Genomic DNA, 13,050 nt, shown 5'->3' on the forward strand with positions numbered 1-13,050 from the left:
CAGGCCGGGTAAGGCGTAAGCCGCCACCCGGCGCTATTTATTACGCCAACACTAAATCACTCTGCGGATGGCAGGAGCAGGCCAGCACATAGCCCTCTGCCACCTCCGCATCGCTCAGCGTCATGCTGCTGGTTACGCTGTAATCCCCGGAAAGCACCCGCGTTTTACAGCTACCGCATACGCCCGCACGGCAGGCGGCGTTAACCGGCACCTTATTGCTTTCCATCGCTTCCAGTAACGTACTGCCGACCGGGGCGTAAAAATCCCGCGCCGGTTGCAGTTTGCTGATTTTCAGCCCGCCCGTTGCTGCGGCGGCGGCGGGTACAAAGAACTGCTCCTTAAAGAAGCGGGTTACGCCCAGCGCTTTCACCTCTTTTTCCACCAGATCCATATAAGGCGCGGGGCCGCAGGTCATGACGGTGCGCGAGGCCAGATCCGGCACGGATTTCAGCAGTTCCGTGGTCAGGCGTCCGGAGACAAAACCGTGAGTGGCATTGTTTTCCGCCACCAGCGTTACCGGATAACGACGCCACTCATCGGCAAAAATGACATCTTCCGGCGAGCGGACGTTGAAAATCACCTGCACATCGGCGTCAGGGCGATACTTCGCCAGCCAGCGGCGCATTGACATAATCGGCGTCACGCCACAGCCCGCCGCCAGCAACAGCAGCCGATCGTTAGGTTCGTTATCACAGGTGAATTCCCCCTGCGCATCGGAAAGCCACAGATAGTCGCCGCGCTTCACGTCCCGGGTCAGCCACTCTGAGCCTGCGCCGCCCTCCAGACGACGGATAGTCAGCGTGATGTATTCGCTGACCCCAGGCGTTGAGGAGAGCGTATAGGCGCGCAGCGTATCGACGGAATTACGAATGCTGACCAGCGCATACTGGCCCGCACGGTACGGGTAGTAGTCATGGCATAACAGCGACAGCGTCCACACATCCGGCGTTTCCTGTGTGATGTGGTGAACCTGCATACGCCATGGGCATTGGGCTACGGGCATCGTCATAACGTCCTCCTTACGCGCTCAGCAGTTGCTGAATGTCCTGTTCCACGGTGGTCACGGAACGCAGACCAAATTTCTCATTCAGTACCGCCAGCAGATCCGGCGTCAGGAAGCCTGGCGCGGTCGGACCGGTGACGATATTGGTGACGCCGAGCGACAGCAGCGTCAGCAGAATAACAATCGCTTTTTGTTCAAACCAGGAGAGCACCAGCGACAGCGGCAGGTCGTTCACGCCGCAGCCCAGTTTTTCCGCCAGCGTCACCGCCAGAATAATCGCCGAATAAGCATCATTACACTGACCGGCATCCACCAGACGCGGCAGCCCTTCGATGTTGCCGAAGTCCAGCTTGTTAAAGCGGTATTTCCCGCAGGCGAGGGTGAGGATCAGGCAGTCATCCGGCACGCTGGTGGCAAAATCGGTAAAGTAGTTACGCTCGCCGCGTGCACCGTCGCAGCCGCCGACGAGGAAGATGTGACGCAGTTTTTCACGGCTTACCAGATCGATCAGCGTATCCGCCGCGCCAAGCAGCGTCTGACGACCAAAGCCCACGGTGATCAGATGTTCAATTTCGCTGAACGGGAAGCCCGCCATCTGCTGAGCCTGGGCGATCACCGGCGCGAAATTGTCACCTTCCAGGTGGCTTACGCCCGGCCAGCCGACGATGCTGCGCGTCCAGATACGATCGTCATACGCGCCGACCGTCGGGTCGATAATGCAGTTAGAGGTCATCACGATGGGGCCAGGGAAGCGGGCGAATTCCACTTGCTGGTTCTGCCAGCCGCTGCCGTAGTTACCCACCAGATGTTTAAATTTACGCAGTTCCGGGTAGCCGTGCGCCGGCAGCATTTCGCCGTGGGTATAAACGTTCACGCCGGTGCCTTCGGTCTGTTGCAGAAGGTTATAGAGATCTTTCAGATCATGACCGGAGATCAAAATACATTTACCGGCGGTGGCTTTGACGTTCACCTGGGTCGGGGTCGGATGGCCGTAGGTTTCGGTTTCACCGGCGTCGAGGATGCTCATCACTTTGAAGTTCATCTGGCCGATTTCCATCGAACATTCCAGCAGCGCATTCATATCCGCAGGCCAGGTGCCAAGCCACGCCATGATTTTGTGATACTGGGCGTAGATGGCGTTATCGTACTGGCCCAGCACGTGAGCGTGTTCCATATAGGCCGCCGCCCCTTTCAGGCCGTACAGGCACAGCAGGCGCAGGCCGAGAATATTGTCGCCGATGTCGGCTTTGTCTTTGTTCGGCGTGAAGGCTTCTGCCTGACGCTGCAACTCGCCCAGATCGTCGCTCACCAGTTGCAGATCCGCCAGCGGATGATCCACGCAGGCCGCCGGATCGATGCTCTGGCACAGCGCTTTCAGGGCTTCACGTTTCGCAATGGCTTCACGGGCATAACCCACGATACGCGGCGAATCGAAGTTTACGTTAGTTAAGGTGGAGAAGAAGGCGCGTGGCGCAAAGTTGTCGATCTCATGGTCGATGAGATCATAGTCACGGGCTTTTACCGCCCAGGCGGATAACCCCTGCAGCGCCGCAATCAGCAGATCCTGCAAATCAGAAGTTTCTGCGGTTTTACCGCACATCCCCTGCGCGTAAGAACAGCCGTTGCCAGCCGGAGTACGGATAGTTTGCTCACATTGCACACAAAACATGATCACACCTGTATAAGTTATATTTGAAATGCATGTTTAAGCTTATGCCGCTGACGCAGGGGTTTAAAGTGATTTGTATGACTACTTGCAGGGAGATTGATTTAACGCAATTTCAGGCGGTAGCGAACTACCGCCGGAGGGGTATCAGGCGGAGAAAAAGGCCATTAACAGCGGTACCAGCAGACTTAACACAAAACCGTGCACAATGGCGGCGGGAACCATCTCCAGCCCCCCGCTGCGTTGCAGTACCGGCAGCGTGAAGTCCATGGAGGTGGCGCCGCATAATCCCAGCGCGGTAGAACGGCTACGGCGCACCAGCGCCGGGATCAGCATAATGGCGATCAGTTCACGGCCCAGATCGTTAAAGAAGGCGGCGCTGCCAATGACCGGGCCAAAGGATTCGGTCAGCAGGATGCCGGAGAGGGAATACCAGCCAAAACCGGACGCCATAGCTAAACCGGTTTTCAGCGGCAGATCAAGGATCAGCGCGTTAATTATGCCGCCCGCCAGCGAGCTTAACAGTACCACCACGGCGACAATCATTCCGCGGCGGTTCAGCACGATCTGCTTTAAGGTCATGCCGTTATTACGCAGCTGAATGCCAATCAGGAACAGGAGGAAAATGAGCGTATATTCGCTGGCTTCGGTGGCGTGCTGCAGGAATGTCAGCCCGCTGAGGCCAATTATAAAACCGAGCACCACCACGCCGCACAGCTTAAGGGATTCCAGCGCCATGGCCACCCGCGACGGTAATTTTTCCTGCTGGTGCTGATGATGCCAGGGCAGGGCGCGTTCAAGCCATAACAGGGCGGCAATATTACACAGCATAATAATGACGATGCTGACCGCGGAATAATGCAGTATGGCCAGCAGATTGGTCGCCAGATTATCGAGAAAGGCCAGGCTTATCCCCATAAAAAAAAGAATGACGTATACGATCCAGCTTAATAAGCGGTTAATCAGCTTAAGGGCGGCGGTATGGTGCAGGGGAATGAGATAACCCACGATAAGCGGGATAAGTATGATGAGTAGTCCTGATAACATGAACAGCCTGGATCCTTTGCTTAAAAATGAAATAGCGCCGTAACACACTACTCAATCCGCTTAAGTGAGTAAAGAAGCAGAAATAAAGAAAAATTATGCAGATGTGATGTCCGTATATTCTCTCAGGTCTTGATATATTTTACTTTTTTCCGGCCCGCTATACTGTTGTACTCAATGGAGCGCCATTATTGCCGGAGGAGTTATGCTGCTGGAACGCGTGGACATTGCCGGATTTCGCGGTATTAACCGATTATCTCTGCTGCTGGAAGAAAATAATGTTCTGATCGGCGAAAACGCGTGGGGTAAATCCAGCCTGCTGGATGCGCTGACGCTGTTATTATCACCTGAATCCACGCTTTATCATTTCACGCGCGATGATTTCTGGTTTCCCCCGGGCGATGTTATGGGGCGCGAACACCATCTGCATATCATTCTGACCTTTCGTGAAACCGAGCCGGGGCACCGCCATGCCCGACGTTACCGGCCGCTGACCGATTGCTGGGTGGCCGGAGACGATGGCTATCACCGGATATTTTACCGGCTGGAGGGCGAGCTGGGAGAAGACGGCAGCGTGATGACCCTGCGCGGTTTTCTGGATGCCGGAGGGCAACTGCTGCCGCTGACAAACATCGATGAACAGGCGCGGCATCTGGTGCGTCTGATGCCGGTATTGCGCCTGCGGGATGCCCGTTTTATGCGCCGCATTCGCAACGGTACGGTGCCGGAAGCGCCGGATGTGGACGTCACCGCCCGGCAGCTTGATTTCCTGGCCCGCGAACTGGTGTCGCGTCCGCAAAACCTCAGCGACGGGCAGATACGTCACGGGCTGACGGCGATGGTACAGCTGCTGGAGCACTATTTTGCCGAACAGGGCACCACCGAGGCGCGGCATCGTCTGCTGCGCCGCCACGCTCACGATGAGCAGCGCAGCTGGCGCTATCTCGATATTATCAACCGGATGATCGACAAACCTGGCGGTCGCAGCCACAGGGTCATTTTGCTGGGGCTGTTTTCCACCCTGTTACAGGCGAAAGGCACAATACGCCTTGATAAAGACGCGAGGCCGCTGTTGCTGATTGAAGATCCGGAGACCCGCCTGCACCCAATCATGCTGTCGGTGGCCTGGCAGTTGCTGAACCTGCTGCCGTTGCAGCGCATCACCACCACTAACTCCGGCGAACTGCTGTCGCTGACGCCGGTGGAACATGTTTGTCGGCTGGTGCGCGGCTCCTCCCGTATCGCCGCATGGCGACTGGGACCGGGCGGTATGAACGCCGAAGACAGCCGCCGCATCGCATTTCATATCCGCGCCAACCGCCCTTCGTCGCTGTTTGCCCGCTGCTGGCTGCTGGTGGAAGGGGAAACGGAAACCTGGGTGATCAGCGAACTGGCGCGCCAGTGCGGTCATCATTTTGACGCCGAAGGGATCAAAGTGATCGAGTTCGCCCAGTCCGGCCTGAAACCGCTGATCAAATTCGCCCGTCGCATGGGGATTGAATGGCATGTGCTGGTGGATGGTGACGAGGCCGGGAAAAAATACGCCGCCACCGCCCGCAGTATGCTGGACGGCAATCGCGATCATGAACGCGATCACCTGACGCCCTTACCGGCGATGGACATGGAACATTTTATGTATCGCGAAGGCTTCGCCGACGTTTATCACCGAGTGGCGCAACTGCCGGAAAATGTGCCAATGAATATGCGGCGGGTGATCATCAAAGCCATTCACCGCTCATCGAAACCGGATCTGGCGATAGAAGTGGCGATGGAAGCGGGGCGACGCGGTGTGGATGCCGTGCCGCTGCTGTTGCGCAAGATGTTTTCCCGCGTGCTGTGGCTGGCACGCGGGCGGGCAGATTAGTCCATCGCGCGCTGCACCTGCGTCAGCAGGCTGTCGAGCAGTTCATAACGGCGGCGATACTCCGCGCGTTTTTTGCTGGCGATCTCCTCCATGGGCTTGCGCGGCATCGCCAGCGGCATCTGATAATCGCCCCTGGCCGTCGGCTCGCCGCCCAGCGACAGCCAGAAGCCGTCGTAATCGGCGTGCAGTTTGTCCTGCTTTTTCTGGCGGTAGCGCCAGTTGCGATAAATATGCGTATGGTTACTGACCGCGAGGATCTGCTCCACCCCCAGCTTTTCACCCATTGCCATGGCCGCTTCCACCAGCAGGCGTTTCGGGAACAGGCCGTGGCAGGCTTTGGTGGCGCTCTGGATCAACTGATGATCGATATGGGCTTTCGCGCCCTGTAAGCCGCCAATATAGAGCGTGTTTTTGCCCTCCACCGGGCAGAGGGTAAAAGTCAGCTCCGCCAGCACCGTCTGCTCAGCATCGCAAAACACCAGCGTCGCTTCGCCTTCTTTGTCCAGCATCGCATCCGCGCGCAGACGCAGGCTGTAGGGCTGATCGTTTTTGCCGTTAAGGGTCGCCAGCGCCACACCGTGACGGGAAAGGTAGCCATTGAGCACGCTGGCAGGCAGTTGCTGCATCAGGCTCTGGTAATGCCAGCGCAGGGCGTCAATCGCCGTCTGCCGGGAGATGTTCACCGACAGCCAGGGGCGATGCAGACGGCACGGCAGGCCCGGCTGCGCGTTAAGAAGTTGCAGCAGGCACGGCTGTCTGACCAGAATGGACATCCACTTTGCGGTAGCGAAGGGCGTCGCCAGCGAGCGAAGCACAAATTTCCGGCGGTAGGCCGGGTTTTGCCAGGCCAGGCCGGGGATCAGCATTCCGCTGGCTAAATGGCGGAAAAGCTGCCAGCCTGTTTCAGGTTGTGGCAATGCGGAGTGTGGAGTGGCAACGAATGTAGACATGATAAACCTGCGCGTAATAACCAGGCATTCATTTCAGCAAGGGCACTCTCAACGCCACCTCAATGGGTTTGCGGGATAAAATAAAGGTGGGGTTTCGTTGACCCTCCGTTTAGGTAGAATTCATCATTACTGAAGTCAGCTCAATTACTGGAATTTATATGAAGCTAAAGGGAAAACGCAGGAAGGTCATATTGTTGCTGACCGTGCTGGCGCTGATTGCCGGATTCTGGCTGTGGCGGCAGCTCAATGCGCCGCTGCCGCAGTACCAGACGCTGATCGTCCGGCCGGGTGATTTGCAGCAAAGCGTGCTGGCCACCGGCAAACTGGATGCGCTGCGCAAAGTTGACGTGGGTGCGCAGGTGAGCGGTCAGTTGAAAACGCTGTCGGTGAATATTGGCGATAAAGTGAAGAAAGATCAGCTGCTGGGCGTTATCGATCCGGAGCAGGCGCAGAACCAGATCAAAGAGGTGGAAGCCACATTAATGGAGCTGTGCGCGCAGCGCCGCCAGGCAGATGCGGAAAGGCGTCTGGCGCAGGTGACGCTGGGCCGTCAGCAGCAACTGGCGAAAACCCAGGCGGTGTCGCGCCAGGATCTGGATACTGCCATCACTGAGCTGGCGGTAAAAGAGGCGCAAATCGGTACCATCGACGCGCAAATTAAACGTAATCAGGCAACGCTGGATACGGCTAAAACGAACCTCGAATACACGCGCATCGTCGCGCCTATGGCCGGGGAAGTGACGCAAATCACCACCCTGCAGGGCCAGACAGTGATCGCGGCGCAACAGGCGCCGAACATTCTGACGCTGGCGGATATGAGCACCATGCTGGTGAAAGCCCAGGTCTCGGAAGCGGACGTCATTCATCTTAAACCCGGCCAGAAAGCCTGGTTTACCGTGCTGGGCGATCCGCTCACCCGCTATGAAGGCGTGCTGAAAGATATTCTGCCCACGCCGGAAAAAGTGAACGACGCGATTTTTTATCATGCCCGTTTTGAAGTGCCGAACCCGAAAGGTGTGCTGCGTCTGGAGATGACCGCGCAGGTGCATATTCAGCTTTCAGGAGTGAAAAATGTGCTTACCGTGCCGCTGTCGGCGTTGGGCGATCCCATTGGCGATAACCGTTACAAGGTCACGCTGCTGCGTAATGGCGAAACCCGCGAGCGCGAAGTGACTATCGGCGCGCGTAATGACACCGATGTGGAAGTGACCAAAGGCCTGGAAGCGGGCGATGAAGTGGTGACGGGCACTACAACGCCCGGAGTGACGCCATGACGGCGCTGCTCGAACTGCATGACATTCGCCGCAGCTATCCCTCCGGCGAAGGCCAGGTGGAGGTGCTGAAGGGGATCACCCTTAGCATTGAAGCGGGTGAAATGGTGGCGATTGTCGGCGCGTCTGGCTCCGGTAAATCGACGCTGATGAATATTCTGGGCTGCCTGGATAAGCCCTCCAGCGGCACCTATCGCGTGGCGGGCAGCGATGTCGCCCTGCTGGATAAAGACGCGCTGGCCCGCCTGCGCCGCGAGCATTTTGGCTTTATCTTTCAGCGCTACCATCTGCTGTCGCACCTGACGGCGGCGCAGAACGTCGAAGTGCCCGCGGTCTACGCCGGTACCGAGCGTAAAGCGCGCTTACAGCGGGCGCATGAATTACTGCAACGGCTGGGGCTGGGGGAGCGGGAAAGCTATCAGCCGTCCCAGCTCTCCGGCGGCCAGCAGCAGCGCGTCAGTATTGCCCGCGCGCTGATGAACGGCGGCCAGGTGATCCTCGCCGATGAGCCTACCGGGGCGCTGGACTCGCGTTCGGGCGAAGAAGTGATGGCGATCCTGCATCAGCTGCGCGACAACGGTCACACGGTGATCATCGTCACCCACGATCCGCTGGTGGCGGCGCAGGCCGAACGCATCATTGAGATCCGCGACGGGGAAATCATCAGTAATCCGCCGCCGCGATCCCGCGCCGCCGCCAGCGCGGATCGCCATGTGAATACCCGGCCGGAAAGCGGCTGGCGACAGTTCAGCAGCGGATTTCGCGAAGCGCTGACCATGGCCTGGCGGGCGATGGCTGCGAACAAAATGCGGACTTTGCTGACCATGCTGGGGATCATTATCGGCATCGCCTCGGTGGTTTCCATTGTGGTGGTCGGCGATGCGGCGAAACAGCTGGTGCTGGCGGATATACGCGCCATCGGCACCAATACCATTGATGTCTATCCCGGCAAAGATTTTGGCGATGACGATCCGCAGTATCAGCAGTCGCTGAAATATGACGACCTGGTGGCCATTCAGAAGCAGCCGTGGGTCAGCTCCGCCACGCCTGCGGTATCGCAAAGCCTGCGTTTACGTTACGGCGGCATTGACGTCGCCTCCAGCGCCAACGGCGTCAGCGGGCAGTATTTTAACGTCTACGGCATGACCTTCAGCGAAGGGGCGACCTTTAACGACGAACAGCTGAAAGGGCGCGCGCAGGTGGTGGTGCTGGACGCCAATACCCGGCGGCAGCTTTTCCCCAATAAAGCGAAAGTGGTGGGCGAGGTGATCCTCGTTGGCAATATGCCCGCGACGGTAATAGGCGTGGCGGAAGAGAAGCAGTCGATGTTCGGCAGCAGCAAAATTTTGCGCGTCTGGCTGCCGTATACCACCATGTCCGGGCGCATCATGGGGCAGTCCTGGCTTAACTCGATCACCGTGCGGGTGAAAGAGGGCTACAGCAGCGAACAGGCGGATCAGCAGCTGACGCGGCTGCTCTCCCTGCGCCACGGTAAAAAAGATTTCTTCACCTGGAATATGGACGGCATCTTGAAAACGGCGGAAAAGACCACACGTACATTACAGCTGTTTCTGACGCTGGTGGCGGTGATCTCGCTGTTGGTCGGTGGTATTGGCGTGATGAATATCATGCTGGTGTCGGTGACGGAGCGTACGCGTGAGATCGGCATCAGGATGGCGGTCGGGGCGCGGGCCAGCGACGTGCTGTCACAGTTTCTTATTGAAGCGGTGCTGGTGTGTCTGGTGGGCGGGGCGCTAGGCGTGAGTTTATCCATGCTGATTGCCTTTACGCTGCAAATTTTCCTGCCCGGCTGGGAAATTGGTTTTTCACCGGTGGCGCTGTTGACGGCGTTTGTTTGTTCAACTTTCACCGGCGTGCTCTTTGGCTGGCTACCCGCGCGCAATGCGGCGCGGCTGGATCCGGTGGATGCGCTGGCGCGTGAGTAAATAAAAATGCCAGCCCGCGGGCTGGCATTTTACTGGCAGGCTGTACACAATGAAACGAAGCAGGACTACGCGACGGCCTCGGCAATCGCAACGGCTTCCGTTTCAAGGGGGACAATGAGGCTGGCATGATTGCCTTTCGGTCCCTGATGTACATCAAACCGGACCATCTGCCCGGCTTTGAGCGTTCTGTAACCATCCATCTGGATGGTGGAATAATGAGCGAAAATGTCTTCGCCGCCGCCTTCAGGGCAGATAAAGCCGAACCCTTTGGCGTTGTTGAACCACTTAACAGTACCCGTTTCCATGCTTCGACATCCTTCGTAAATCTTATTTAAGTAAGATGGAATGAACCGGTGGCAGAGAGGGCAGTTGTTCAAAACGTCGCCAACTCCCGACCTGTACAATTTAGATATTTCGGGCTTTGGGTCAAGCGTTAGGGTGTGCAGCGAAGCATGATTGAGTCAAAATTTTGAAGCAGTTAACGCAATTGCGGTAGTTTGTGACAGCCATCGCGGATGGCAATGATAGATGATAGTTATCTCACTTATGATGTAGATTCAAAATGCATCTAGACTCAAGTTACTGACAGCGTGCACGCTGTTGGCAACTTCAACCGAAGATGAATACGAGCGATGGGCAAGACCAATACCTGGCTGGATTTCGACCAGCTGGCGGCAGATAAACAGCGCGAAGCGCTAAAACCGCCATCCATGTATAAAGTAATGTTAATGAACGATGATTACACGCCGATGGAATTTGTTATTGACGTGCTACAAAAGTTCTTTTCTTATGATGTAGAACGCGCAACGCAATTGATGCTCACCGTTCACTATCACGGGAAAGCTATCTGTGGTGTGTTTACCGCCGAAGTTGCGGAGACCAAGGTGGCGATGGTGAATGAGTATGCCCGGGAGAACGAACATCCATTGTTGTGTACGTTAGAAAAAGCCTGATCAAGGCAAACTATTGAGGGGGGTGCCCAATGCTCAACCAGGAACTGGAACTCAGTTTAAACATGGCTTTCGCCAGAGCGCGCGAGCACCGACATGAGTTTATGACCGTAGAGCACTTGTTACTGGCGTTGCTCAGTAACCCATCAGCTCGCGAAGCACTCGAAGCGTGCTCCGTGGACCTGGTCGCGCTGCGTCAGGAACTTGAAGCCTTCATCGAACAAACCACACCCGTGCTGCCGCTCAGCGAAGAGGAGCGGGATACCCAACCTACGCTCAGCTTCCAGCGTGTGTTGCAGCGCGCGGTCTTCCACGTTCAGTCATCCGGCCGCAATGAAGTGACCGGTGCGAACGTGCTTGTCGCCATTTTCAGCGAACAAGAGTCGCAGGCAGCCTATCTGCTGCGCAAACATGAAGTTAGCCGTCTTGATATCGTGAATTTCATTTCACATGGTACGCGTAAAGATGAGCCAGGCCAGTCGTCCGAACCCGGCAACCAACCTAATACTGAAGAGCAGGCAGGCGGGGAGGAACGTATGGAAAACTTCACCACCAATCTTAATCAGCTTGCTCGTGTCGGCGGAATTGACCCGCTGATCGGCCGCGATAAGGAGCTGGAGCGCACCATTCAGGTTCTGTGCCGTCGTCGCAAAAACAACCCGCTGCTGGTGGGTGAGTCCGGCGTGGGTAAAACCGCCATTGCTGAAGGCCTCGCCTGGCGTATTGTGCAGGGCGACGTGCCGGAAATCATGGCCGACTGTACGGTTTATTCGCTGGATATTGGTTCGCTGCTGGCGGGCACAAAATACCGCGGCGATTTCGAAAAACGCTTTAAGGCGCTGTTAAAGCAGCTGGAGCAGGATACCAACAGTATTCTGTTCATCGACGAAATCCACACCATTATCGGTGCGGGCGCTGCGTCGGGTGGCCAGGTGGATGCCGCAAACCTAATCAAACCGCTGCTCTCCAGCGGTAAGATCCGCGTGATGGGTTCCACCACGTATCAGGAGTTCAGCAACATCTTCGAGAAAGATCGTGCGCTGGCGCGTCGTTTCCAGAAAATCGACGTCACCGAGCCGTCTGTAGAAGAAACCGTGCAGATCCTGAACGGGCTGAAGCCGAAGTACGAAGCGCACCACGACGTGCGTTACACCGCGAAAGCGGTACGTGCGGCGGTGGAGCTGGCGGTGAAATATATCAACGACCGTCACCTGCCGGATAAGGCGATTGACGTGATCGACGAAGCGGGCGCGCGTGCGCGTCTGATGCCGGTCAGCAAACGTAAAAAAACCGTCAACGTGGCGGACATCGAATCCGTGGTGGCCCGCATCGCGCGTATTCCTGAGAAAAGCGTCTCGCAGAGCGATCGCGATACGCTGAAAAACCTCGGCGACCGCCTGAAAATGCTGGTCTTCGGGCAGGATAATGCGATTGAGGCGTTAACCGAAGCGATTAAGATGAGCCGTGCCGGTCTTGGCCAGGATCACAAACCTGTTGGCTCTTTCCTGTTCGCCGGGCCAACCGGGGTCGGGAAAACCGAGGTGACGGTGCAGCTGTCGAAAGCGCTGGGCATTGAGCTGCTGCGTTTTGATATGTCCGAGTATATGGAACGCCATACGGTCAGTCGTCTGATCGGCGCGCCTCCGGGATACGTCGGCTTCGATCAGGGCGGACTGTTAACGGATGCGGTGATCAAGCATCCGCATGCGGTACTGCTGCTGGATGAGATCGAGAAAGCGCACCCGGATGTCTTTAACCTGCTGTTGCAGGTGATGGACAACGGCACGCTGACCGATAACAACGGGCGTAAAGCAGACTTCCGTAACGTGGTGCTGGTGATGACTACCAACGCCGGGGTACGTGAAACCGAGCGTAAATCCATCGGCCTGATCCACCAGGATAACAGCACCGATGCGATGGGCGAGATTAAGAAGATCTTTACGCCGGAATTCCGTAACCGTCTCGACAATATTATCTGGTTCGATCACCTCTCTACCGAGGTTATCCATCAGGTGGTCGACAAATTTATTGTCGAACTCCAGGTGCAGCTGGATCAGAAAGGCGTGTCGCTGGAAGTCAGCCAGGAAGCGCGCGACTGGCTGGCAGAGAAAGGCTATGACCGTGCCATGGGTGCGCGTCCGATGGGACGTATCATTCAGGATAACCTGAAAAAACCGCTCGCCAACGAACTGCTGTTTGGTTCGCTGGTGGACGGTGGCCAGGTGACAGTGGCGCTGGATAAAGAGAAAAATGAACTGACCTACGGTTTTCAGAGTGCCCAGAAGCACAAAGCCGAAGCCGCGCATTAATCTCTTTTAAATAAAACAAAACCGGGTGAAAACCCGGTTTTTTTATG

10 protein-coding genes are annotated in these 13,050 nt (G+C 56.7%); 5 read left to right on the forward strand and 5 right to left on the reverse strand.

Annotated elements, in window-relative coordinates:
* Positions 1 to 40: 40 nt before the first annotated feature.
* The 3 genes from hcr to QRD42_RS12125 all read right to left on the reverse strand — a co-directional run bounded on the left by hcr (position 41) and on the right by QRD42_RS12125 (position 3,716).
* Positions 41 to 1,009, reverse strand: coding sequence for an NADH oxidoreductase (gene hcr, locus QRD42_RS12115; RefSeq protein ID WP_321987220.1), 969 nt, complete (start codon positions 1,007 to 1,009; stop codon positions 41 to 43).
* A 10-nt stretch (positions 1,010 to 1,019) separates the two neighbouring features.
* Complete coding sequence (gene hcp, locus QRD42_RS12120; protein ID WP_321987221.1) at positions 1,020 to 2,672, reverse strand: hydroxylamine reductase; 1,653 nt, start codon at positions 2,670 to 2,672, stop codon at positions 1,020 to 1,022.
* Between the two features lie 144 nt (positions 2,673 to 2,816).
* On the reverse strand, positions 2,817 to 3,716 hold the full coding sequence (locus QRD42_RS12125; RefSeq protein ID WP_072568004.1) for a lysine exporter LysO family protein: 900 nt from the start codon (positions 3,714 to 3,716) through the stop codon (positions 2,817 to 2,819).
* A 202-nt stretch (positions 3,717 to 3,918) separates the two neighbouring features.
* Between QRD42_RS12125 and QRD42_RS12130 the strand changes: the two genes are divergently transcribed.
* A complete protein-coding gene (locus QRD42_RS12130; RefSeq protein WP_321987222.1) occupies positions 3,919 to 5,577 on the forward strand; it encodes an ATP-dependent endonuclease in 1,659 nt (552 codons plus the stop codon).
* Here the strand turns inward: QRD42_RS12130 and QRD42_RS12135 are convergent.
* On the reverse strand, positions 5,574 to 6,527 hold the full coding sequence (locus QRD42_RS12135) for a VirK/YbjX family protein (RefSeq protein ID WP_321987223.1): 954 nt from the start codon (positions 6,525 to 6,527) through the stop codon (positions 5,574 to 5,576). The genes QRD42_RS12130 and QRD42_RS12135 overlap by 4 nt on opposite strands.
* A 158-nt stretch (positions 6,528 to 6,685) precedes the next feature.
* Here QRD42_RS12135 and macA point away from each other — a divergent pair, with 158 nt between their 5' ends.
* Entirely contained in the window at positions 6,686 to 7,801 is a 1,116-nt protein-coding gene (gene macA / locus QRD42_RS12140; protein ID WP_321987224.1) for a macrolide transporter subunit MacA, read from the forward strand.
* Positions 7,798 to 9,744: a macrolide ABC transporter ATP-binding protein/permease MacB gene (gene macB / locus QRD42_RS12145; protein WP_318363508.1), complete on the forward strand. Its 1,947-nt coding sequence runs from the start codon at positions 7,798 to 7,800 to the stop codon at positions 9,742 to 9,744. Before macA ends, macB begins: the two co-directional genes overlap by 4 nt.
* Positions 9,745 to 9,809: 65 nt before the next feature.
* Here the strand turns inward: macB and cspD are convergent, their stop codons facing one another.
* On the reverse strand, positions 9,810 to 10,049 hold the full coding sequence (gene cspD, locus QRD42_RS12150) for a cold shock-like protein CspD (protein ID WP_072568009.1): 240 nt from the start codon (positions 10,047 to 10,049) through the stop codon (positions 9,810 to 9,812).
* Positions 10,050 to 10,376: 327 nt separating this feature from the next.
* Here cspD and clpS point away from each other — a divergent pair, with 327 nt between their 5' ends.
* Both clpS and clpA read left to right on the forward strand, forming a co-directional pair.
* On the forward strand, positions 10,377 to 10,697 hold the full coding sequence (gene clpS / locus QRD42_RS12155; protein WP_072568010.1) for an ATP-dependent Clp protease adapter ClpS: 321 nt from the start codon (positions 10,377 to 10,379) through the stop codon (positions 10,695 to 10,697).
* Between the two features lie 29 nt (positions 10,698 to 10,726).
* A complete protein-coding gene (clpA, locus tag QRD42_RS12160; RefSeq protein ID WP_072568011.1) occupies positions 10,727 to 13,003 on the forward strand; it encodes an ATP-dependent Clp protease ATP-binding subunit ClpA in 2,277 nt (758 codons plus the stop codon).
* Positions 13,004 to 13,050 lie beyond the last annotated feature (47 nt).

The sequence above is a fragment of the Enterobacter sp. PGRG2 genome, from assembly GCF_030291195.1.
GTDB lineage: Bacteria > Pseudomonadota > Gammaproteobacteria > Enterobacterales > Enterobacteriaceae > Enterobacter_D.

Coding starts and splice junctions, on each gene's coding strand:
- hcr (WP_321987220.1), bottom strand. CDS start 1,009: ATGACGATGCCCGTAGCCCAATGCCCATGGCGTATGCAGGTTCACCAC.
- hcp (WP_321987221.1), bottom strand. CDS start 2,672: ATGTTTTGTGTGCAATGTGAGCAAACTATCCGTACTCCGGCTGGCAAC.
- QRD42_RS12125 (WP_072568004.1), bottom strand. CDS start 3,716: ATGTTATCAGGACTACTCATCATACTTATCCCGCTTATCGTGGGTTAT.
- QRD42_RS12130 (WP_321987222.1), top strand. CDS start 3,919: ATGCTGCTGGAACGCGTGGACATTGCCGGATTTCGCGGTATTAACCGA.
- QRD42_RS12135 (WP_321987223.1), bottom strand. CDS start 6,527: ATGTCTACATTCGTTGCCACTCCACACTCCGCATTGCCACAACCTGAA.
- macA (WP_321987224.1), top strand. CDS start 6,686: ATGAAGCTAAAGGGAAAACGCAGGAAGGTCATATTGTTGCTGACCGTG.
- macB (WP_318363508.1), top strand. CDS start 7,798: ATGACGGCGCTGCTCGAACTGCATGACATTCGCCGCAGCTATCCCTCC.
- cspD (WP_072568009.1), bottom strand. CDS start 10,049: ATGGAAACGGGTACTGTTAAGTGGTTCAACAACGCCAAAGGGTTCGGC.
- clpS (WP_072568010.1), top strand. CDS start 10,377: ATGGGCAAGACCAATACCTGGCTGGATTTCGACCAGCTGGCGGCAGAT.
- clpA (WP_072568011.1), top strand. CDS start 10,727: ATGCTCAACCAGGAACTGGAACTCAGTTTAAACATGGCTTTCGCCAGA.